21 protein-coding genes and 1 pseudogene are annotated in these 20,612 nt (G+C 70.0%); 9 read left to right on the forward strand and 13 right to left on the reverse strand.

Going from position 1 to position 20,612, the window contains the following annotated elements; translation table 11 throughout:
* The 10 genes and pseudogenes from DI269_RS11400 to DI269_RS11445 all read right to left on the reverse strand — a co-directional run.
* Window positions 1-2,772, reverse strand: a 2,772-nt coding sequence (locus tag DI269_RS11400) for a family 78 glycoside hydrolase catalytic domain (protein ID WP_112135985.1), incomplete at its 3' end; no start/stop codon positions are given.
* 17 nt (window positions 2,773-2,789) lie between these two features.
* The gene (locus tag DI269_RS11405) at window positions 2,790-3,623 is read right to left on the reverse strand and encodes a carbohydrate ABC transporter permease (protein ID WP_112135904.1); all 834 of its coding nucleotides are present in this window, start codon (window positions 3,621-3,623) and stop codon (window positions 2,790-2,792) included.
* On the reverse strand, window positions 3,620-4,507 hold the full coding sequence (locus tag DI269_RS11410) for a carbohydrate ABC transporter permease (RefSeq protein WP_112135906.1): 888 nt from the start codon (window positions 4,505-4,507) through the stop codon (window positions 3,620-3,622). Before DI269_RS11410 ends, DI269_RS11405 begins: the two co-directional genes overlap by 4 nt.
* 58 nt (window positions 4,508-4,565) lie before the next feature.
* Window positions 4,566-5,873, reverse strand: a complete 1,308-nt coding sequence (locus tag DI269_RS11415) for an ABC transporter substrate-binding protein (RefSeq protein ID WP_112135989.1) — start codon at window positions 5,871-5,873, stop codon at window positions 4,566-4,568.
* A gap of 91 nt (window positions 5,874-5,964) precedes the next feature.
* Complete coding sequence (locus DI269_RS11420; protein WP_112135908.1) at window positions 5,965-7,035, reverse strand: LacI family DNA-binding transcriptional regulator; 1,071 nt, start codon at window positions 7,033-7,035, stop codon at window positions 5,965-5,967.
* Window positions 7,036-7,182: 147 nt separating this feature from the next.
* Complete coding sequence (locus DI269_RS11425; RefSeq protein ID WP_112135910.1) at window positions 7,183-7,914, reverse strand: SDR family oxidoreductase; 732 nt, start codon at window positions 7,912-7,914, stop codon at window positions 7,183-7,185.
* Window positions 7,915-8,006: 92 nt separating this feature from the next.
* Window positions 8,007-9,008, reverse strand: coding sequence for an LLM class flavin-dependent oxidoreductase (locus DI269_RS11430; protein WP_112135912.1), 1,002 nt, complete (start codon window positions 9,006-9,008; stop codon window positions 8,007-8,009).
* A gap of 117 nt (window positions 9,009-9,125) precedes the next feature.
* Window positions 9,126-10,073 (reverse strand): pirin family protein, encoded by a 948-nt coding sequence (locus DI269_RS11435; RefSeq protein ID WP_198667331.1) that lies wholly within the window; start codon window positions 10,071-10,073, stop codon window positions 9,126-9,128.
* Window positions 10,070-10,387: pseudogene (locus DI269_RS11440) on the reverse strand (GNAT family N-acetyltransferase); the annotation flags it as partial. The pseudogene DI269_RS11440 and the gene DI269_RS11435, both read right to left, overlap by 4 nt.
* A gap of 81 nt (window positions 10,388-10,468) precedes the next feature.
* Window positions 10,469-11,203, reverse strand: coding sequence for a FadR/GntR family transcriptional regulator (locus DI269_RS11445; protein ID WP_112135916.1), 735 nt, complete (start codon window positions 11,201-11,203; stop codon window positions 10,469-10,471).
* A 211-nt stretch (window positions 11,204-11,414) separates the two neighbouring features.
* Between DI269_RS11445 and DI269_RS11450 the strand changes: the two genes are divergently transcribed.
* Genes DI269_RS11450 through DI269_RS11475 form a run of 6 tightly spaced genes read left to right on the forward strand, consistent with a single transcriptional unit; the run spans window position 11,415 to window position 17,399 of the window.
* Entirely contained in the window at window positions 11,415-12,785 is a 1,371-nt protein-coding gene (locus DI269_RS11450; protein WP_112135918.1) for an MFS transporter, read from the forward strand.
* The gene (locus DI269_RS11455; RefSeq protein WP_112135920.1) at window positions 12,782-14,521 is read left to right on the forward strand and encodes a dihydroxyacetone kinase family protein; all 1,740 of its coding nucleotides are present in this window, start codon (window positions 12,782-12,784) and stop codon (window positions 14,519-14,521) included. Before DI269_RS11450 ends, DI269_RS11455 begins: the two co-directional genes overlap by 4 nt.
* Window positions 14,514-14,984, forward strand: coding sequence for a ribose-5-phosphate isomerase (locus DI269_RS11460; protein ID WP_112135923.1), 471 nt, complete (start codon window positions 14,514-14,516; stop codon window positions 14,982-14,984). Before DI269_RS11455 ends, DI269_RS11460 begins: the two co-directional genes overlap by 8 nt.
* A complete protein-coding gene (locus DI269_RS11465; protein WP_112135925.1) occupies window positions 14,984-15,754 on the forward strand; it encodes a triose-phosphate isomerase family protein in 771 nt (256 codons plus the stop codon). The genes DI269_RS11460 and DI269_RS11465 overlap by 1 nt, the downstream gene beginning before the upstream one ends.
* Window positions 15,751-16,545, forward strand: coding sequence for a sugar phosphate isomerase/epimerase family protein (locus DI269_RS11470; RefSeq protein ID WP_112135928.1), 795 nt, complete (start codon window positions 15,751-15,753; stop codon window positions 16,543-16,545). Before DI269_RS11465 ends, DI269_RS11470 begins: the two co-directional genes overlap by 4 nt.
* On the forward strand, window positions 16,542-17,399 hold the full coding sequence (locus DI269_RS11475) for a phosphogluconate dehydrogenase C-terminal domain-containing protein (RefSeq protein WP_112135931.1): 858 nt from the start codon (window positions 16,542-16,544) through the stop codon (window positions 17,397-17,399). Before DI269_RS11470 ends, DI269_RS11475 begins: the two co-directional genes overlap by 4 nt.
* Window positions 17,400-17,551: 152 nt before the next feature.
* On the opposite strand, the gene DI269_RS11480 is transcribed toward DI269_RS11475, so the two are convergent.
* Complete coding sequence (locus DI269_RS11480; protein ID WP_112135934.1) at window positions 17,552-17,908, reverse strand: hypothetical protein; 357 nt, start codon at window positions 17,906-17,908, stop codon at window positions 17,552-17,554.
* The gene (locus DI269_RS11485) at window positions 17,901-18,173 is read right to left on the reverse strand and encodes a hypothetical protein (protein ID WP_112135936.1); all 273 of its coding nucleotides are present in this window, start codon (window positions 18,171-18,173) and stop codon (window positions 17,901-17,903) included. The genes DI269_RS11480 and DI269_RS11485 overlap by 8 nt, the downstream gene beginning before the upstream one ends.
* Window positions 18,174-18,353: 180 nt before the next feature.
* Here DI269_RS11485 and DI269_RS11490 point away from each other — a divergent pair, with 180 nt between their 5' ends.
* Window positions 18,354-19,154: a helix-turn-helix domain-containing protein gene (locus tag DI269_RS11490; protein ID WP_112135939.1), complete on the forward strand. Its 801-nt coding sequence runs from the start codon at window positions 18,354-18,356 to the stop codon at window positions 19,152-19,154.
* Between the two features lie 12 nt (window positions 19,155-19,166).
* Window positions 19,167-19,457 carry a DUF397 domain-containing protein gene (locus DI269_RS11495; protein WP_112135941.1) on the forward strand — a complete coding sequence of 97 codons (291 nt, stop codon included), beginning with the start codon at window positions 19,167-19,169 and terminating at the stop codon, window positions 19,455-19,457.
* On the opposite strand, the gene DI269_RS11500 is transcribed toward DI269_RS11495, so the two are convergent.
* Window positions 19,405-20,028: an RlpA-like double-psi beta-barrel domain-containing protein gene (locus DI269_RS11500; protein WP_232822711.1), complete on the reverse strand. Its 624-nt coding sequence runs from the start codon at window positions 20,026-20,028 to the stop codon at window positions 19,405-19,407. The two genes, DI269_RS11495 and DI269_RS11500, sit on opposite strands and share 53 nt — an antisense overlap.
* Before the next feature lie 115 nt (window positions 20,029-20,143).
* On the opposite strand from DI269_RS11500, the gene DI269_RS11505 reads away from it, so the two are divergent.
* Window positions 20,144-20,608, forward strand: a complete 465-nt coding sequence (locus tag DI269_RS11505; protein WP_157974906.1) for a hypothetical protein — start codon at window positions 20,144-20,146, stop codon at window positions 20,606-20,608.
* Window positions 20,609-20,612 lie beyond the last annotated feature (4 nt).

Genomic DNA, 20,612 nt, shown 5'->3' on the forward strand with positions numbered 1-20,612 from the left:
CACGCGGGCGAGGAGCGCGCCGTCGCCGAGTTCGCCGTGGAGCGTCCGGTGCTCGGTCCACTCGTTGCCGCGCCGCAGGTCGCGGGCCCGGTCGGGATCGACCTGCGCGATCGCGGCGATCACGGCCGCGTACGCGGCGGGGTCGTCGATGACGTCGGCGAGCGTCGAATCGAGCGTGAGCGGCTTCGCCCGCGGCGAGACTCGCGGGTCGTCGATCGTCCACTCATGCGCGAAGGCGCTGCCGACCTCGAACGGCTCGCGGCCGGGCAGTGTCACGAGCGCGGTCGTGTTGGCCGGGACGGTCGCGCGCACGACCACCCGGCCGTCGACGGCCTCCCAGTGCACCGATGCCTTGCCGTACGGGGTCTGGAGTTCGGCCCCGGCGTGGTCGAGCCCGGCCAGCGGGACCGGCGCGATCGCGATGCGCCGGTATCCGGGCTCCAGCGGCGCGAGGCCGGCGACGGTGCGGTGCAGCCAGTCGGCGATGGCCCCGAACGCGTAGTGGTTGAACGAGGTCATCTCCCCCGGGTTGATCGTCCCGTCCTCCAGCATGGAGTCCCAGCGCTCCCAGATCGTGGTGGCGCCCATGGACACCGGGTACAGCCACGACGGGTTCTCGGTCTGGAGCAGGAGCCGGCGCGCGGTCTCGGCGTGCCCGGTGTGCACGAGCGCGTCCTGGATGAGCGGGGTCCCGACGAACCCGGTGCCGATCCGGTACCCGGCGCGGCGCACCAGCCACGCGAGCCGGTCGCCCATCCGCTGACGCGCGTCGGGCTCGGTGACGAGCCCGAACTCGATGGCGAGCGCGTACGCGGTCGGGGCGTCGGACACGGTTCTGCCTGCGGCCGTGGTGTACTCGCGGACCCACGCGTCGCGGACCTCGTCGGCCAGCGCGCCGTAGCGGCGGGCGTCGTCGCCGTGGCCGAGTTCGGTCGCGGCGCGGGCGGTGAGGGTCGCGGAGCGGAACAGGTAGGCGCTGGCGACGATGTCGGGGTCGGTCTTGGCCTTGCCGGGTTCGGCGGGCGGGGCGTCGGGGTCGAGCCAGTCGCCGAACTGGAAGCGGCCCTCCCACAGGTGGCGCTCGCCCGCGATCGCGGCGACGTGGTCGGTCCAGGCGCGCATCGACGGGTACTGGCGTTCGAGGACGGCGCGGTCGTTGAAGCGTTCGAAGAGGACGGTGGGGACGACGGTGGCGGCGTCGCCCCAGGCCGCGGCCGGGTTCTGGGCCCATTCGAGGACGTTGGGGACGATGAACGGGACGGCGCCGTCGTCGAACTGCTCGGCGGCGAGGTCTTCGAGCCAGGAGGCGAGGAAGCCGTCGCAGTCGAACAGGAACGAGGCGGTGGGGGCGAAGACCTGGATGTCGCCGGTCCAGCCGAGGCGCTCGTCGCGCTGGGGGCAGTCGGTGGGCAGGGACAGGAAGTTGCCCCTCATCCCCCAGACCACGTTCTCGTGCAGGCGGTTGAGCAGGTCGTTCGAGGATTCGAAGTGGCCGGTGCGGGCCATGCGGGAGTGGACGACGACGGCGGTGACGTCGTCGGGGTCGAACTCGCCGGGCCAGCCCTGGATCTCGGCGTACCGGAAGCCGTGGAAGGTGAACTCGGGTTCCCAGGTCTCGATGCCGTCGCCCGCGAGGGTGTAGGTGTCGGTGGCCTTGGCGTGGCGCAGGGGCCGGGTGCCGAGTTCGCCGTGTTCGAGGACTTCGGCGTGGCGCAGGACGACCGTGTCGCCTTCGCGCCCTTGGACGCGGATGCGCAGGTGCCCGACGATGTTCTGTCCGAAGTCGACGACGGTGCGGCCGCCGGGGGTGGTGATGACCTCCTCGACGTGCAGCTCGTCGGTGGCGCGGACGGGGGGAGCGTTGCGGGCGACGGGGGTCTGGGCCCGGGTCGGGTCCAGGCGGGCGTCGAGCCAGAGCGCGTCGTCGAAGCCGGGCGAGGACCAGCCGGGGAGGGCGCGGCGGGCGTCGTACGTCTCGCCCGCGTAGATGCCGCTGGCGGTGATGGGGCCGTCGGCGGTGGCGCGCCAGGGGCCGTCGCCGGTGGCGACGAGTTCCGTTGTGCCGTCCTCGTATTCGAGGAGGAGCTGGGCGGCGAACGAGGGGTATTTGCCGTAGAAGGGCTTGGCGTGGCCGTGGAAGCCGAAGCCCTCGGTGTACCAGCCGCCGGCGAGGTTCGCGCCGATGGCGTTGGGGCCCTCGCGGAGCAGGTCAGTGACGTCGTTGGTCTCGTGGATCAGCCGGGAGCTGTAGGCGGTCCAGCCGGGCTTGAGGCGGTCGTTGTCGACGGGGACGCCGTCGATCTCGACCTGGTAGGCGCCGCGGGCGGTCGCGTACAGGGTCGCGGTCTCCAGGCCGGGGCGGACCTCGAACTCGCGGCGCAGGAGCATCGGCTGGCCGATGTCGGCGGGTTCGGGGACGGTGATGAACTTGGCGCGCCACTCGCCGTCGGCGAGGAACCCGGCGCGGATGTCGTGCGGCTCGCTCCAATCCGAAGTGGATCCGTCCGTGCCGTGGACGCGGACGCGGACGCTTCCCTCCTCGCGCGGCAGGAGCGACTCGAAGGGCCACTCGACGAGGACCGAGTCGCGGCCCTCGATGCGGGCGACGGCCGCGGCTTCGCCTCGGCGCCATTCGATCTCGGCGGCGGCCTGGACCCAGTCGCGGGCGTCGGGGGCGCTCGTCTTCCACGACAGGCGCGGCCTCGCGACCGGCGTGAACGGGGTGGCGGCGTTCCGGTACTCGTCGTGGAGGTCCCAGACGTTCGGGTGCATTGCGTCTCCTGGTCTCTCTAGCCCTTGACGGCACCGGAGGTCAGTCCGGCGACGATCTGGCGGTTGAAGAAGGCGTACATGATCAGCGGCGGGATGGTGATGAGCAGGATGTCCATGAACAGCAGGTTCCACTGGGTCGTGTACTGGCTGCGGAAGTTGTAGAGGGTCAGCTGGACGGTGGCGTTGGTGTCGCCGGGCAGGAAGTACAGCGGGTTCTGGAAGTCGTTGAAGACCGCGACCGACTGGACGATCACCGCCGTGACGATCACGGACCTCAAGAGCGGGAACACGACCCGGAAGAACAGGCGGACCGGACCGGCGCCGTCGATGACGGCGGCCTCGTCGAGTTCGCGCGGGATCGTGGCGACGAACGCGCGGAACAGCAGGACGCAGAACGAGAGTCCATAAGCGACTTCGATGAGGATGAGCCCGTGGAGGGTCCGGAACAGGCCGAGGCCCTGGAGGACCCAGATCGTGGGCACGACCGCGGGCGGGATGATCAGCCCGGCGAGGACGAGCGCGTTGAGCAGCGGCGTCAGGCGGCTGGGTCGCCGCTGCATCACGTAGCCGACCATGGCGGCGAGGACGACCATGATCGAGACGCTCGCGACCGTGAGGATCGTCGAGTTCACGAACGCGAGCAGCAGCATGTAGTCCCGCGCCTCGATGACCGCCATGAAGTTCTCGACGATCGCCCACTGGGTGGGCAGCGAGAACTCCCGCAGCGCCGACTCGGCGCGCGTCTTGGAGGCGGTGAGGACGATGAACGCGAACGGCACGAGGAAGACCACCGCGGACAGGACGATCGCGATGAGGCCGGGGACGACCCCGGTGGAGCGGCGGCGCCTCACTGCTCGACCTCCTTGCGGTTGAGCTTCCAGTACAGCGGGACCATGAGCGCGGCCACCAGCAGGAACAGCACCACGTTCCCGGCGCTGGAGAGGCCCCAGAACCCGGCCTGGTACTGCTTGAAGATCACCGAGGCGACCACGTCGGAGGTGAACCCCGGCCCGCCCTGCGTCATGGCCCAGATGAGGTCGAAGGACCGCAGCCCGCCGATGAGCGACAGGACGATGACCGTGGCGGTCGCCGGGCGCAGCAGCGGGAGTGTGATGTGCCGGAGGTTCTGGTAGGCGCTGGCGCCGTCGACCTTCGCGGCCTCGAAGAACTCCTGCGGGATCGCCACGACCCCCGCGATGTAGATGAGCGTGGCGAGGCCGACGCCCTTCCAGACGTCGACGAGTGCGACGGAGATGAGCGCCAGGTCGGGGTCGGTGAGCCAGCCGGGCCCGGCGACGCCGAGGACGGCGAGGGCCCGGTTGATCAGTCCCTCTTCGGGATCCATGAGGACCGTGAAGGTGATGCCGACCCCGACGGTGCTCACCAGGGTCGGGAAGAAGATCACCGAGCGCAGGTACCCGCGGGCGATGATCTGGGAGGTGAGGAAGACCGCGAGCAGCAGGCCGAGGACTACTTTGAGCCCGGAGGTGAGCACCCCGTAGATGAAGGTGTTCACCATGCCCTGGAACAGGTACGGCTCGCTGAAGAACAGCGCGAAGTTCTCGAAGCCGATGAACTCGGTCCCGGACATGTTCCAGCGGGTGAAGGCGAAGTAGAACGAGGCGATCGTGGGGACGATGAACAGGACGCCGTAGACGGCGCCCGCTGGCAGGTAGAACCACAGTGGATAGTGGCTGCGGGATTTTCGCAGCCTGGGGAGTGCGGTGGTCGTCATGAGGCGTCTCCTTGAAGGCGCCGCGCCCGGGACGTCGGCCCGGGCGCGGTTGATCCTGTTACCAGCCTTCGAGTCCCAGCTGCTGGGCCTGCTTCTTGACGTCCTCGTCGTAGAGGGCGGCGGCGTCGTCCGCGGTGCGGATGCCCGAGCCCACCTCGACGGTGATCTGCTCCAGCGCCGGGCCCTTCACCGGCGACAGGAATTCGAGCGCCGGCGCGGTGAGGCCGGAGTCGAAGTAGGTCTGGAGCTGGGCGACGGCGGGGGGCACGTCCTCGGGGACGGTGCAGCCCTCGATGAAGTACGGGCCGATGACGCTCGCCCCGGCGGTCTGGGCGTCGCAGCCTTCCGTGCTGGCGACGAACGCCAGGAAGTCCTGCGCCGGACCCTGGTCCTCAGTGGACTGCGGCAGGTAGAGCGCGCCGGGCAGCCAGGTCGTCAGGCCCGCGTTGGCCGCGTCGGTGCCGGGCAGGGCGAAGAACCCGAGGTCGTCCACGGCGTCAGGAGTGGTCGCCTCGATCTCGGTGAGCGCGGTGGTGAGCATCGGGTAGTGGGCGCCCTCGCCCGCGGCGAGCGCGGCGAGGCCCTCGTTGTAGGTCAGCGAGGCGTAGTCCGAGTTGAGGAACCCGCCCTCGGCGACCTCCTGGAGGTGCTCGAACCCGGCCGCGGCGGCGGGCGTGTCGGCGAAGTGGGCCTCGTTCCCCGTGTACTCCTCGGCCCAGTCCGGTTCGGCGGCGAGGACGTTGTAGTTGTCGCCCAGGACGAACAGCTGCGAGGTCCACGCCGACTCGGTGCCGTAGGTCTGGATCACCGGCGCGGTCTCACCCGCGTCGAGGATCGCCTGGTTGTTGGCCATGAAGGCGTCCCAGGTGGTCGGGACTTCGAGGCCGAGCTCCTCGTAGACGGCGAGGTTGTAGAGGACGCCGCCGCCGACCGCGTGGCCGACCGGGACGCCGTACAGCGCGTCGCCCGCGCGCACGCCGTCCTTGAACGTGTCCGTGACGACGTCCATGTAGGACTCACTGGAGAGGTCCACAAGGGTCTGGTCCGGCGCGAGGGCCTGGAGGAGCGAGCCGGAGTTGTAGAAGAACAGGTCGGGCATGTCGCCGGTCTGGAGGCGGGTCTTGACGATGTTGTCGCCCTCGCTGCCGCCGGGGCGCAGCTCCAGTTCGACCTCGACGCCGGTGGACTCGGTGTAGGCGTCGGCGAGGGCCTGCATGAGCTGGCCGGTGGCCTCGGAGTTGTCGATGAGGATGTTCAGCGCGCCGTCGTCGCCGCCGCCGGTGGAGCACCCGGTGAGGGCGAGCCCGGCGGCCAGCGCTGCTGCGGCTCCGGCCGCGGTGCGGCGGAGGGGTTGGGTCGAGAGCATGGTCGTGACCTCCATTGGTAACGCCAGATCGTCTTGATTGGAACGATTCATTCGCGAGGGATAACGGTGTGCGGTTGTGGTAGACGGGTGGTCAGGTTCGGCCGAGCGCGCGCAGGCGCGCGGCGCCGCCGCGGGGGCGGGGCGGGCGGGTGCTGGTGCGGACCACGAGTTCGGGTCGCACCACTTCGTGGCGGGGCGCGGACCGGCCCGCGATCCGTTCGAGCAGCAGCTCGGCGGCGAGGCGGCCCATGCGCTCGCCGTCCTGGTTGACGGTGGTCAGCGAGATGCCCGGGTGGGCGGCGATCTCGATGTCGTCGTATCCGGCCACCGAGACCTCGGCCGGGGTCAGTCCGGCGTCGGCGACGGCGTGCAGGACGCCGAGGGCGGGCTCGTCGTGGGCCGCGAACACGGCGGTCGGCCGGTCGGGCTCGGCGAGCAGTTGCAGTGCGGCGCGGCGGGACTCGCTCTCGCCGTTGCCGGTGCGCACCACGCGGATGCGGTCGCCGAGGTCGGCGTCCTGCATGGCCCGGCGGTAGACGTCGAGGCGGATCGCCTGCGGCACGCCGGAGTCGACGCCGATCATCCCGGCGGCGGGCGTCAGGTGCACGATGTCCTTGTGCCCCAGGTCGAGCAGGTGCCGCATGACCTGGCCCGCGCCGGCCTCGTCGTCGCCGACGACGGTGTCATAGGCGACCGAGCGGTCGTGGCGGCCGATCATGACCACCGGGACGGTGGCGGCGAGCGCTTCGAGCCATTCGGGGTCGACCAGCGGCGAGACCGCGATGACCCCGTCGACCTGGCGGTCGACCAGGGCCTGGATGGCCCGGTAGCCCTCGGCGTGCGCGGGGTCGGCCGGGGCGATGATGAGCTGGTACGGCGAGCCGGACATCGCGGCGGTCGCGCCCGCGAGGAGCTTGGGGAAGAACGGGTTCGACAGCTCGGGGATCTCGAACCCGACCGTGAACGTGGCCCCGCGCATCCCCCGGGCCGAGACGCTCGGGCGGTAGCCGAGCTTCTCGATCGCTTCGGACACACGGGCTTTCATCGCGGGGCTGACCCCGTAGGCGTTCCGGATGACCTTGGAGACCGCCGCCCGCGAGACGCCGGCTTCGCGCGCGACGTCCTCGATGGTGACCGAACCGGTCGGCGGCTTCACTGCCACTGGGAACCTCCCCGGGGAATTGGTGTAGATCAATCTACACACGTCGTAGACCGATCTACAAGAGGTGTGCTCGCCTTTTCTCGGTACGACCGAACCGGGTCCGGGCAGCGCGCAAGCGCTGCCCGGACGTCGATCGCGTTGGGGGCCTTAGGCCCAGGCGCCCGGGCCGCCCGCGAGGACGACCTCGCCGGTCGGGAGGTCGGCGACCGCGGCGTCGGCGACGTGCGCGGCGAACTCCTCGACCGTGAGCAGCCCGCCCGCGGCCTCGCGGCGCTGCTCGATGACGCCGGGCTGGGCGCGTTCGAGCAGGGTCGCGGTGATGGTCCCTTCGATCATGTCGCCCGAGACGGTCACGAAGTCGACGCCTTGGGCGGTGAACTCGGGGAGCATGGCGCGCAGGGCGTCCTCGCCGGCGCGCTTGGAGCGGGCCACGGGCGCGTAGACCTCCAGCTCGTCGACCGTGGTGTCGGCGAAGTGGGCCTGGTGGCTGGTCACGTAGACGATCCGGCCGCCTTTCGGCATGAGCGGCAGGGCCTTCGCGGCGAGCGCGACCTGGGCGTCGCGGTTGAGGCGGTAGGCGTAGTCGGGGTCGACGTCGCGTTCGAGGCCGCCGGAGGCGTTGAGGACCAGGACCTGGAGTTCGCCGACCGCGCCGAACAGGCGGTCGAGGTCGGCATCGCTCGTGATGTCAGCCTGGACGGAGGCGGCGGTGCCGCCCGCGGCCTCGATCGCCGCGACGACCGCGTCGGCGCGCTTCGCCTTGTCGCGGTAGTTGACCAGGACGTGCGCGCCCTCGGCCGCGAGCAGTTTCGCGGTGGCGGCGCCGATCCCGCGCGATGCGCCGGTGATGAGCACGGTGGCGTCCGTCAGCTGTCCCAAGTCCTTGACCTCTCGTGAAGGGGGCTCAATCCGGGGAAAGCCTAGGAGATCCGCGTCGGGGCGGGCGCCGCCTGTGGGGCTGGTGTGACGATCTAGCGGGCGGTGATTCCGATCGCCTTGGCGGTCAGCTCGACCGAGCGGAGGCGGTCGTCGAGGTCGATGGCGTGGTGGGCGGTGATGAGCTCGTTCGCGCCGGTGGACTTGGCGAAGGACTCCAGGAACGCGCGGACCTCGTCGGGGTCGCCGACGGCGGTGTAGCGGGTCATGGCCGACAGCTGCTCGCCGCCGGGCGAGGCCAGGAACTGGTCGATCTCGTCGTCGCTGAACTCGCCGCCGCCGCCGGAGCCGCGGGTGATGAACGCGCGGGCGCGGTTGCGGTAGGAGATGCGGCGCTGGGCGTCGGCGGTGTCGTGGTCCTCGGCGGCGAACACGTTGACGCCCGCGATGAGGTACGGCTCGGCCAGCTGCTCGGAGGGCTGGAACTGCTCGCGGTAGACGGTGACGGCCTCGTAGAGGGCGTCGGGCGCGAAGTGGGAGGCGAAGGCGTACGGCAGGCCGAGCTGCGCGGCGAGCTGGGCGCCGAAGAGCGAGGAGCCGAGGAGGTAGAGCGGCACTTCGGTGGGGGCGGTCGGCACGGCTTGGACGCCTTCGATGCGGGACTCGCCGCGAAGGTAGCCCTGGAGTTCGAGCACGTCCTGCGGGAACGTGTCGGAGGAGGTGGCGTCGCGGCGGATCGCGCGCATGGTCTGCCGGTCGGTGCCGGGCGCGCGGCCCAGGCCGAGGTCGATGCGGCCGGGGAAGAGCGATTCGAGGGTCCCGAACTGCTCGGCGATCACGAGCGGGGAGTGGTTGGGGAGCATGATCCCGCCGGCGCCGAGGCGGATCGTGTCGGTGTTGGCGGCGACGTGGCCGATGACCAGGCTCGTCGCGCTGGAGGCGATCGTCGGCATGTTGTGGTGCTCGGCGTACCAGACCCGCGAGTACCCGCTCCGCTCGGCGGTGCGGGCGAGGTCGACGCTCGCGGCGAAGCTGTCGCGGGCCGTGCGTCCCGGCGCGATCGGTGCGAGGTCGAGGATCGACAGGGCTACTGGCATGGACGGCCGCCTTTCGGGTGCGGATTGCGGAGCGCCTCTCAGGCAACGCCTGAACGCTCGTTCGCAATCCCGGACCGGGGTCCGGTTCGGGCATGACGCTCGTCACCGGACCGGTAATCAGCCCCTGCGGCGCGGGGTCAGACGCAGGGGCGGGATGGGCGGGGCGGGGATTCGGTCGGTGCCGTGGCCGGGGACGGTGGGGAAGCGGGTGGTGTCGTCGCGTTCCCATGCCTCGCGGGCGGCGACGATCTCGTCGTGGCTGCGGGCGATGAAGTTCCACCACATGACGAGGTCCTCGCGGAACGGCTCGCCGCCGATCAAGAACGCGCGGCCGCCGGTCGCGGAAGCGAGGTCGAGGCGGTCGCGGCCCAGCCCGAGGTAGAGCAGGGGGCCGGGGGCGAGCGGGGTCCCGGCGACCTCGAAGGCGCCGTCGAGCACTAGAACCGCGTGCTCGAAGCCGGGCCTCAAGCCGATCTGCGCGGTCGCACCCGGATCGAGGTCGAGTTGGGCGCCGACCAGGGGCGTGAAGGTCGTTGCGGGCGAAGCAGCGCCGTCGAGGTCGCCGAGGGCGACCAAAGCTCGCCAGCCGTCGCCTTCGGCGACCGGCAGATCGGCGTGCTGCTCGAACGCGGGCGCGATGCCGTTCCCGCTGTCGGGCAGGGCGACCCACAGTTGCAGGCCGTGGAGCAGCGGCGAATCCCCTTGGGACACTTCGGAGTGCGCGATGCCAGGCCCGGCGGTCATGAGGTTGAGCTGCGAGGGCCGCACCAGGACGTCGCTGCCGAGGCTGTCGCGGTGGCGGATCTCCCCCGCGAGCGGCCACGTCACGGTCTGGAGGCCGGTGTGCGGGTGGGGCAGGACCAGCATGTCGGTGTGCTCGGGCCCGAACCGGTCGAGGAAGCACCAGGCGCCGACCGTCGGGATCGTGCGCTGCGGCAGCGTGCGGCTCACGTGCATCGCGCGGACCCCGCCGAGCGGGACGTCTCGCTCCTCTAGCAGGACCATGTCGGGGTTGTCCGTTGCGCCGCAAGGGTTCTCGACGGGGCGGGCTTCGAGGTTGCTCAATCCTCCTCCCCCAGGTGCGGGGCCTTCTCGTGGAGGAGGTCCTGGTACTCGGGGTGCCGCTCGATCCATCCGGCGTAGAACGGGCACACCGGGTGCACCTGCTCGCCGGCCGCGCGGGCGGCGTCGAGGGAGGTGCGGACCAGGGCGGTGCCGACGCCGACGCCTTCGCGCTCGACCTCGGTGTGGAAGAAGGTGATCACGCCGTCATGGCGCTTGTACTGCGAGAATCCGACCAGCTCGCCGTCGATGCGAGCCTCCCAGCGGTGATGTTCGGGGGCATCGGTGACTTCCACGGTCATTGAGCGCTCCTTCGAATCGCGGGCGTACTTCGACCACCCTAATGCGGTTTCACGGGAGGGTTACCCAGTTGGAGCCGGTTCCCCACGCACCCCAGATCAACCGGCCTGTTCGGCCAGCCGGATCGAGGCGGTCGCCATGTGGACGGCCATCGCCGAAGCGGCGCCGTCCTGGTCGCGGGAGGAGACGGCGCGCAGGATCGCCTCGTGCTCGTCGACGGCGGTCTGGGCCTCCTCGGTGCCGGAGACGGCGCGGTCGGCGTAGACCTGGAGCAGGGAGCGGACGACGTCGAGGAGGTCGATGAGCACTTCGTTGCCGGCGGCCTGGGCGAGCGCGTTGTGGAAGTCGCGGTCGGCCTCGGCGAATCCGGCGAGGTCGCCGAGGGCGTCCTTCATGCGGGCGAGGTGCCCGGCGAGGGCGTCGAGGTCGGCCTGGGCGGCGCCGGAGGCGGCGAGGCGGGCGACGTAGATCTCCAGGCCGGAGCGCAGTTCGAGGAGTTCGTCGGTCTTGCGGCGCCCAATGAGCAGGCCCCAGCGCAGGGTCTGCGGGAGCAGTTCGGAGGCGGTCCCGCGCAGGTAGGTGCCCGAGCCGGGGCGGACGTCGACGATGCCGAGGAGTTCGAGCGCGGCGAGGGCCTCGCGGACGGCGGAGCGGCCGACGCCGAGGGTGGTCGCGAGCTGGCGCTCGGCGGGCAGGCGGGTGCCCGGCTCGATGGATCCGCCGGTGAAGAGGTCGAGGAGCTGGCGCGCGACCTCCGAGACCGGGCTGCTGCTCGGCAGCGTGCCGAGCGAGGCCGCGATGTCGGCGGCGCGATCTCCTGGGTAGGCGGGCATGGAAGTCAACTTACCGTCCCCTTGCGCGGTGAAACCACCCTTCCGCCCGGGATGCGATCCCCGTCTAGTTGGGCCCGTAGTCCGTTCGGCGATTCGTTGTTCCGGCGCGAGCTGGGCGTTCACTGCGGGATGCTCAACATGTGGGACGTCACGTTGCAATTGGTCAACCGGTTAGCCAATATGGGAGGCGTCCCCAGTGTCATCAGAGCCGATGTCAGGAGTCAACGTGAACCGGTCCGCAGCCCCCGAAACGGCTTCGCCCGTGGCCCGCAGCGCCATCCGCAAGGTGTCGGTACGGCTCGTGCCGTTCGTCGCCTTGATGTTCTTCATCAACTACCTCGACCGCACCGCGATCGGGTTCGCCGCGCCCAACGGCATGAACGGCGACCTGGCGCTCTCCGCCGCCCAGTTCGGCTTCGCGTCCGGCGTGTTCTTCATCGGCTACATCCTGCTGGAAGTGCCGTCCAACCTCGCCCTCCACCGCTTCGGCGCCCGAAAGTGGCTGGCGCGCATCATGGTCAGCTGGGGCATCGTCGCGCTCCTGTTCACCTGGGTGCAGAACTTCGAGCAGCTCGTGGCCCTGCGCTTCCTCCTCGGCGTCGCCGAGGCCGGCTTCTTCCCCGGCGCGATCCTGTTCCTGTCCCTGTGGGTGCCCTCGCAGTACCGCGGCCGCATCCTCATGCTGTTCTACCTGGCCCAGCCCCTGACGACGGTGATCGGCGCGCCCCTCGCCGGCGCCCTCATCCAGCAGCACGGCGTGTTCTTCGGCCTCGAAGGCTGGCGCTTCATGTTCATGGGCGTCGCGATCCCCGCGATCATCGTCGGCCTCGTCGCCTGGTTCTACCTCAAGGACAAGCCCGCCGACGCCAAGTGGCTCACCCCCGAGGAGCAGACCTGGCTCACCGGCGCCCTCGACGCCGAGTTCAAAGAGGACACGAGCAAGCACCCGTCGGTCAAGCACGCCTTCAAGAGCGGGCGCGTGTGGGCCCTGTCCTTCATCTACTTCGGCTTCATCTACGGCCTGTACGCCCTCGCGTTCTTCCTGCCCACGATCATCGACGGGTTCCAGGCCGCGGCCGGCACCGAGTTCGACGTGTTCGAGAAGGGCCTGATCACCGCGATCCCGTACCTCCCGGCCGCGATCGCCATGTACTTCTGGTCCCGGGACGCCTCCAAGCGCGGCCTCAAGACCTGGCACATCGCGCTCCCGGCCGTCCTCGGCGCGGTCTCGATCCCGCTCGCGCTCCTCGCGGCCTCCCCGGTCACGACCATCGCGGTCATCACCGTCACCGCCTGCGCGATCTTCGCGGCGCTCCCGAACTTCTGGACGCTGCCGACCCGCTTCCTCACGGGCGCAGCGGCAGCGGCGGGCGTCGCGCTCATCAACACCGTCGGCAACCTCGCCGGGTTCAGCGCCCCGTACATCACCGGCGCCGTCCACGACTGGACCGGCGGCTACGAGCTCGCGATGGCCGTCGTCGGCGCGTTCATGCTCCTGTCGGCCGTGCTCATGGTGGCGCTCGCGCGCCGCGACAAGCGCGCCCCGGCCGAAGCGGACCTCACGGAGGCGACCGCGTCATGACCCGGATCTGGAACGACCCGGCCGACTTCGCCGACGAGATGATCGACGGCTTCGTGGCCGCGAACGGTCGCCACGTGCAGCGCGTCTCCGGCGGCGTCGTCCGCTCCACCGAAGTCCCCGAGGGCCAGGTCGCGGTCGTCATCGGCGGCGGCTCCGGGCACTACCCGGCGTTCGGCGGGCTCGTCGGCCAGGGGCTCGCCCACGGTGCGGCCCTTGGCAACCTGTTCGCCTCGCCCTCGGCCCAGCAGGTCCACGCGGTCGCGCGCGCCGCTGACAACGGCGGCGGCGTGCTGTTCACCTACGGCAACTACGCCGGGGACGTGCTCAACTTCGACGCGGCCCAGGAGCGCCTGCGCGGCGAGGGCGTCGCGTGCGCCACCGTGGCGGTCACCGACGACATCTTCAGCGCCGCACCCGAAGAGCGTCACAAGCGCCGCGGCATCGCCGGGGACCTCGCGGTGTTCCGCATCGCGGCGGCAGCGGCTGAGGCCGGGCACGACCTCGCCGGGGTCGAGCGCCTGGCGCGGCTGGCGAACGACCGGACCCGCTCGTTCGGCGTCGCCTTCTCCGGCTGCACGCTCCCGGGCGCAGAGGAGCCGCTGTTCTCGGTCCCCGAGGGTCGCATGGCGATCGGGCTCGGCATCCACGGCGAGCCGGGCATCGACGAGACCGACGTGCCGACCGCGGACGGTCTCGCCGAACTGCTCGTCGCGAAGCTCCTCGACGAGGTCCCCGCCGGGGTCGACGTCGCGGGTGCGCGGGCCGTGCCGATCCTCAACGGGCTCGGCTCCCTCAAGTACGAGGAGCTGTTCGTCGTCTACCGGCGCGTCTCGCAACTCCTTGCGGCCCAGGGCATCACGATCGTGGACCCGCATGTGGGCGAGTACTGCACCAGCTTCGACATGGCCGGGACCTCCCTGACCCTGCTGTGGCTGGACGAGGAGCTCGAAGCCCTCTGGGAGACCCCGGTCGACACCCCGGCGTACCGCCGCGGCTCGGTCGACCAGGCCGCGCGCAGGAGCGAGAACGCAAGCGCCGCAATCGACGCCGAGGCCGTCCCGGAATCCGACGAGGCCTCCCGCGAGGTCGCGGGCCGCGTCCGCGCGGTCCTGGAGACCATCGCCGCCACCGTCGACGCCAATGTGGATGAACTCGGCCGGATCGACGCGATCGCCGGGGACGGCGACCACGGCATCGGCATGCAGCGCGGCGCCAAGGCCGCGCTCGCCGCCGGAACCATTGCGGCCGAGGCAGGTGCGGGCGCGGGCACCACCCTGGCCCGTGCCGCCGCGGCCTGGGCCGACAAGGCCGGCGGGACCTCCGGGGCGCTGTGGGGCGTGATCCTCACCAGCGTCGCCGAACGCCTCGGCGACAGCGGTAAACCCGCCGCCGCACAGGTCGCCGCCGGTGTGGCCGCCGGAGCCCGCGGGGTCATGGACTACGGCAAGGCCGAGATCGGCGACAAGACGCTGGTCGACGCGCTCGTGCCGTTCAGCGAGTCCTTGCAGCGCAACACGGACGCGGGCGCCGATCTGCGCACCGCGTGGACGGCCGCCGCCGAGGACGCCACCCGCGCCGCGAAAGCCACCGCGGACCTCCTGCCCCGCATGGGCCGCGCCCGCCCGCACGCCGAAAAGAGCCTCGGCACGCCCGACCCGGGCGCGCACTCCCTCGCCCTCATCGCCACCGCGATCGGCGGACTGCTCCACCCTGAAGGAAGGAACCGAAATGCCTGAGCCACTGCGCATCGTCATCGGCAGCGACGACGCCGGCTTCGACTACAAGGAGGTCCTCAAGCGCGACCTCGAAGGCCACGCCGGAGTCGTGTCCGTAGTGGACGTCGGCGTGGACGCTGACGGGCACACCCCCTACCCGAAGGTCGCCATCGAAGCAGCCCAGCAGGTCTCCGACGGCAAGGCCGACCGCGCACTCCTCATCTGCGGCACCGGACTCGGCGTCGCCATCGCCGCCAACAAGGTCCCCGGCATCCGGGCCGCCACGGCACACGACAGCTTCTCCGTCGAGCGGAGCGTCCTCTCCAACGACGCGCAGGTCCTCACCATGGGGCAGCGCGTGATCGGCCTCGAACTCGCGCGCCGCCTGGTCCGCGAGTGGCTCGACTACCGCTTCGACCCGCAGAGCGCCTCGGCCGAGAAGGTCGCGGCCATCGGCGAGTTCGAGTCGACCGGGTCCTGCTGATGGCGCCGGTCACGGTCGGGGTGAGCCTCAAGATGTACTTCGGTCATCGGGAGGCCCGAGACTGGTTCGCGCGTGTCGCCGAGCACGTCCACCAGCACCCGGGCCTGGTCTCGGGCGCGGTCGAGCTGTTCGTCATCCCGACCTACCTCCAGATCCTCCCGGCCCGGGACGCCTTCGCGGGCACGCCGATCCGCCTCGGCGCGCAGGACGTCGCCACCGCCGACTCGGGGCCGTTCACCGGCGAGGTCAGCGCGGCCGAACTCGCGGAAGTGGGCGTCACGATCGCCGAGATCGGGCACGCCGAACGCCGCCGCCTCTACGGCGAGACCGACGACACGGTCGCGGCCAAGTCCGCTGCAGCACTGCGCCACGGCGTGACGCCGCTGGTGTGCGTGGGCGAGTCGGACCGCTTGAGCCCCAGGGGCGCCGCGGCATCGACCGTGGCGCAGCTGCGCCGGAGCCTGTCGGGCGCACCGGCCGGGCCCGTGGTCGTGGCGTACGAGCCGGTGTGGGCGATCGGCGCGGCCGAGCCCGCCCCGGTCGAGCACATCGCGGCGGTCACCACCGCCCTGCGCATGGCCCTCGACATCGCCCCCGACCGCGCGGGCTCGCAGGTCATCTACGGCGGCTCCGCCGGGCCCGGACTCCTGACCGCCTTGGGCACCGCCGTTGACGGGCTGTTCCTGGGCCGCTTCGCGCACGACCCCGGCAACCTGGCCGCGGTCCTCGACGAGGCGCTGGCGCTGGCCGAGACACGGGTGGCGTCGTGATCGGCCTTGGTTCTTACGCCTTCTTCTGGCAGCACTCGGACCGGGTCGAGCGCCCGCTGTCCCTGACCGGCGCTTTCGAGGCGACCCGCGAGCTGGGCGTGGACCTGTTCCAGGTCTGCGACTACGCGCCGCTGGAGTCGATGACCGACCGCGAACTCAAGGACGCGGCCGCCGCCGCCCGGGACCTGGGCCTGGCGATCGAGCTGGGCACCAAGGGGATCGAGCCGGAGCGGCTGACGAGGTTCCTGGAGCTGGCCGAGGTCTTCGACGCCCGGCTGGTCCGGTCGATGGTCTACGGCCCGGACTCGCGGCCCTCACTGGAGCAGGCGAAGACCTGGCTGGCCGCCGCCCTTCCGGTCTACGAAGCCGCCGGAGTGACCCTCGCGCTCGAAACCTACGAGCAGGTCGCGACGGCAGACCTGGCCGGCCTGGTGACCGCCGTGGACAACCCCCACCTGGGCATCTGCCTGGACCCGGCCAACGTCGTCGCGCGGCTGGAGCAGCCCAAGACCACTGTAGAACTCGCAGCCCCCTTCACCGTCAACGTGCACGCCAAGGACTTCGCGTTCTCCCGTCAAGACGGCTGGGTGGGCTTCACCTACTCGGGCGCCGCGATGGGGACCGGCCTGCACGACTACCCGCACCTGCTGCGGGAGGCGCGCCCGCGAGAGCGGGGCGTGAACGAGATCGTCGAGCACTGGCTGCCGTGGCAGGACGGCGCCGAAGCCACGGTCCGCGCCGAACAGGCATGGACCCGAACCACTCTGGAATATCTGAGGAGCATCGCATGAGCACCGACACCTACAACATCGCCGTGATCGGGGCGGGCGGCAAGATGGGCATGCGCGTGTCCAACAACCTGGTGAAGACCGCGCACACCGTCTCCTACGTGGAGAACTCCCCCGCCGGACGCGAGCGGACCCTCGACGCCGGCCGGGAGCTGACCGGGCTCGCCGACGCCGTCAAGGACGCCGACATCGTGGTCCTGGCCGTGCCCGACCTGGCCCTCCAGTCGGTGACGGCCGAGGCGGTGCCGCTCATGAAGTCCGGCGCGATCGCGCTGACCCTCGACCCGGCCGCCGCGTACGCGGGGCTGCTGACCAAGCGCGAGGACGTCGTGCAGGCGGTCGCCCACCCGTGCCACCCCTCGATCTTCTTGCAGCGCACCACGCCCGAGGAGTACGCGGACACCTTCGGCGGCATCGCCGCCCCGCAGGACGCCATCGCCGCCGTCGAGTCCGACGACCCGGCCGCGAAGGCGATCGTGGAGGCCACGGTCCGCGCGATTTACGCGCCGGTTATCGACGTCCACTGGGTCACGGTCAAGCAGCTCGCGCAGCTGGAGCCGACCCTGGTCGAGACCATCGCCTGCATGGTCGGCGCCCTTCTCAAGGAGTCCCTCGACGAGGCCGTGAACACCATGGGCGTCCCCGAGGCCGCCGCCCGCTCGATCCTCTTGGGCCACACTCAGGTCGCCCTCGCCAACGGCCTGCGCGGCGACAACCCGTTCAGCGAGGCGTGCCTCATCGCGATGGACTACGGCCGCGAGTCGATCGTCAAGGAGGACTGGAAGAAGATCTTCCAGGACGACGAGCTCGACAAGAACCTGGCGCGCATGCTCCACCTGGACCGCATCGAGCGCTAGCGAGAACAGGAAGGCCGCGGCCCGCTCGTCACAGCGAGGCCGCGGCCCCGGTCCCGCGCTACCGGAAGGAGGTTGCGGGACCGTGCCGAGCCATCCACCCATGGCTCGGCGGGAGTCGAGGCGGCGTCCTGGGGGGAGCCGCCCCGACTGGTCTACGAGGTCGGCTCCCAGCGCGCGGAGCCGTTGCCGCCCTTGGCGTGCTCCTTGATCAGGGCGTGGCAGCGCTCGATGATCGCCGGGCACCACGGGTCGCCCTGCCATGTGCGCGCCCACTCCGGGACGGTGTCGGAGTCGTCGAAGAACCGGCAGCACTCGCGCGGGCCCGCGCCGTCGTCCACATCGAGCAGGTACTCGTTGACGCGCGCCGGATCGGCCGGATGCGCGCCGAGGCAGTAGAGCGTGAATGCGGCTGGACCCCTGAGGAAGTCCCCTATATAGCCGTCGATGCCGGGTTTGCCGTCGGACCGGAGGTTGTACGGCCCTTCATCGGCGGCGGCGACGCTAGCCATTGCAGACCCGCACTCGGGAGACGTAGGCCCGATAGGCGCGTTCTTCGAAATCGTCACGCCACTCCTCGGGGTATGCGCCCCAACCGGAGCCCCAACTTGCTTTCAGCTCACCGGAATTCAAGCCGGAGACAACGAGCGCGATCACGCTGCGGTCGCCGGCCGGATAGACGCGCATGGCCTCCGGAGCGAACGCGCTTGAGGCGCATACGTCGAACATCGATCCGTCCATGTCGAATGATCCGCGCCGCACTTCTTTGTCAGCCATGGGAGAGCTCCTTTCGGTCCCATCAGTTAAGCCCAACATAAGTGCAGGTCAGCGGCGCAATCCAGTAGCAAATAGCCTGGTGGAGATACCGAGTGGCGACGCCGGGGGTGGATTCCAAGTGGAAATTCCACCTGGGTTTGCGCTTGACAGCCATACGCGGCGCCCTGGAAAAATGTGCGCATGGGTGCAGGATTCTTGCAACGCGACCTCGGCGAGCTTTTGACGCGCTGGCGTATCCGGGCCGGATTCTCCAGCAGGGAAGCCGCCGCATACGCCCTCGGAACCACGAAGGACATCATCGGCTCATACGAGTCCGGCAAGCTCACTTACATGGAGCCCATGATCGTTGGCGATCTGCTGCGCGACTACGGCGCACCGGAGTATGTGATCGTGGAGGCGAAGGCCAAGGCAAAGCAGATACGACAGGGCTCCCCCAATACCTGGCGCTATAGCGGTCCGCAGTGGTTCGAACGACTGAAACAGCTTGAGCCCCTGGCATCTACGATCGATATCTTCGAGGACAACTTCATCACCGGTCTCATGCAGACACGCGCCTACGGCCGCGCGACGATGGAGGCCAGTGGCCTGCTGTCGCATACCCAGATCGACGATTCGCTCGATCTTCGAGGGAGCCGGCGCGAGGCAGTGCTGAAGCGCGAAAATCCTGCCAGGATTCGGTTGATCCAAACCCAGTCCTCGCTCGATCTGATGCAGGGCACGGGAGTCTACGAAGAACAACTCCAGCAGCTCAGGGACGACAACGCACGACCCAACGTAGAGATTTACATCTTGCCGCCACATGGATTTCACCCGTCGATGATCGGGTCGTACCAGATCCTCGGTTTCGAGGATGCAGACGAGCGAGAAGTGGGCTACCACGAAGGTCCGTTCGGGGCGCACTACGAGGCGACCAAAGACGAAGTTGATCGTGTGCGTGTCGTATTCTCGGACACGCTCGCATTGGCCGAGCGGCTCATATGAGTGGAGACCAAAATGCTGACAAACAACTGGAAGAAGTCCTCACGCAGCAACAGCCAGGGTGGTGCCTGCGTGGAAGCCCGTGCGCATGAGGGCGTCGCCCAGGTCCGGGACACCAAGCTCGGGGAGTCTTCCCCGATCCTGGAGGCTTCGGCAGCCGACTGGACTGCGTTCCTTGCTGTGGCGAAGCGCTTAGTTCGACTGCAAGACCGACGGCCCCCGCGTCACCGGGGGCCGTTCGGCGTTTCCGGGGTCAGTGCTCGATGCGGGCGTTGGTCAGGGTGGTGTACCAGGGGCTTTCGGTGAAGTCGGCCTGGTTCTCCTCCCCCAGATAGAGGTCGATGTGCCGCTCACCTCCGAGACCCGGGGTGAACTCGTCTTCGATGATCCATTCGGCGTTCTTGAGCGCCTGGCAGACCGCCGGCTCGACGTCCTCCGCTTCGCCGCAGTAGGTGATGCGCAGTTCGGTCCCCTCGGCGAGGACCCCCGGATCGGCGGCAGCGGAGATGAAGGGCCGCAAGGGATCGCCATGCGAATTGCGGGGCTCGGTGTCGAGCCAGTAGCCGACGTCGAAGGACCAGTTCAGGTACATGCCCGCCTGCTCGCCACTGGTGATGCGGCCGGTGCCCTCGTCTTCGACGGCCTGCACGAAGTCCTTCGGGTAGGTGCCCAGGAGGTCGTCGCCGCTCTCGCATTCGAGCACGGGGCAGCCGCGGACCTCGACCGGTGTGCCGTCGTGGAAGGACTCGACGGCGGTGTAGTAGACCGTCGCCTCCCAACCCGGCTCGGCCTCCGGGGTCTCGGAGCAGCCGGTGAGGGCCAGGGCGATCAGCGGGAGCGGGGACCAGCGGTGCATCGCGGCAGAAGGTCTGTCCATGTGCCGCAAGCCTAGAACACGATCCTGGACCGGTAAGACGCCGGTTAAAGCCGCATCAAACGGCTCCCGCGACACTGGACCGACCGCACGACCGTCATCCGAGGAGGAACCTGCGATGAGATTTCGACGCACCTTGACAGGCGTACTGGTGGCCCTGATGGCTGCCGCATTGAACGTCGGCTTCGCGATGCCCGCGTCCGCGGCGGTTCCGGGCTACTGCAAGGACTTGGGCTTCAGCAACGGCAGGTCGGTCCGAACGGACAACGACGGGAACGGCGGGGGCGCCTATGTCGTCGCCACCCTGTGCTGGACCCGGACGGCGAACGGCTTCTACCGGACCCACACGTCCTTCACGGTCGAGGACACGGCCGCGAACGGCGCAGGCGCGACCATCCGGATCGAATGGACCGGGACCGACGGCGCGACCTACTACTACGTGCCGATCCCGGAAGAACGAGCCTGGAGCAAGGGAGAGATCGAATCCGCTGAGTTCAGCGAGTATGACATCAAAGCACTGTATGTCCGGGCCTGCCTGACCAATGCGAACAACCCGGCGCACCACTGCGGGCCCAAGGCGTAGCGCG

The sequence above is a fragment of the Glycomyces dulcitolivorans genome (genome assembly GCF_003265355.1).
GTDB lineage: Bacteria > Actinomycetota > Actinomycetes > Mycobacteriales > Micromonosporaceae > Glycomyces > Glycomyces dulcitolivorans.

Coding starts and splice junctions, on each gene's coding strand:
- DI269_RS11410 (WP_112135906.1), bottom strand. CDS start 4,507: ATGACGACCACCGCACTCCCCAGGCTGCGAAAATCCCGCAGCCACTAT.
- DI269_RS11415 (WP_112135989.1), bottom strand. CDS start 5,873: ATGCTCTCGACCCAACCCCTCCGCCGCACCGCGGCCGGAGCCGCAGCA.
- DI269_RS11430 (WP_112135912.1), bottom strand. CDS start 9,008: ATGCCAGTAGCCCTGTCGATCCTCGACCTCGCACCGATCGCGCCGGGA.
- DI269_RS11445 (WP_112135916.1), bottom strand. CDS start 11,203: ATGCCCGCCTACCCAGGAGATCGCGCCGCCGACATCGCGGCCTCGCTC.
- DI269_RS11450 (WP_112135918.1), top strand. CDS start 11,415: ATGTCAGGAGTCAACGTGAACCGGTCCGCAGCCCCCGAAACGGCTTCG.
- DI269_RS11455 (WP_112135920.1), top strand. CDS start 12,782: ATGACCCGGATCTGGAACGACCCGGCCGACTTCGCCGACGAGATGATC.
- DI269_RS11460 (WP_112135923.1), top strand. CDS start 14,514: ATGCCTGAGCCACTGCGCATCGTCATCGGCAGCGACGACGCCGGCTTC.
- DI269_RS11465 (WP_112135925.1), top strand. CDS start 14,984: ATGGCGCCGGTCACGGTCGGGGTGAGCCTCAAGATGTACTTCGGTCAT.
- DI269_RS11475 (WP_112135931.1), top strand. CDS start 16,542: ATGAGCACCGACACCTACAACATCGCCGTGATCGGGGCGGGCGGCAAG.
- DI269_RS11480 (WP_112135934.1), bottom strand. CDS start 17,908: ATGGCTAGCGTCGCCGCCGCCGATGAAGGGCCGTACAACCTCCGGTCC.
- DI269_RS11485 (WP_112135936.1), bottom strand. CDS start 18,173: ATGGCTGACAAAGAAGTGCGGCGCGGATCATTCGACATGGACGGATCG.
- DI269_RS11490 (WP_112135939.1), top strand. CDS start 18,354: ATGGGTGCAGGATTCTTGCAACGCGACCTCGGCGAGCTTTTGACGCGC.
- DI269_RS11495 (WP_112135941.1), top strand. CDS start 19,167: ATGCTGACAAACAACTGGAAGAAGTCCTCACGCAGCAACAGCCAGGGT.
- DI269_RS11500 (WP_232822711.1), bottom strand. CDS start 20,028: ATGGACAGACCTTCTGCCGCGATGCACCGCTGGTCCCCGCTCCCGCTG.
- DI269_RS11505 (WP_157974906.1), top strand. CDS start 20,144: ATGAGATTTCGACGCACCTTGACAGGCGTACTGGTGGCCCTGATGGCT.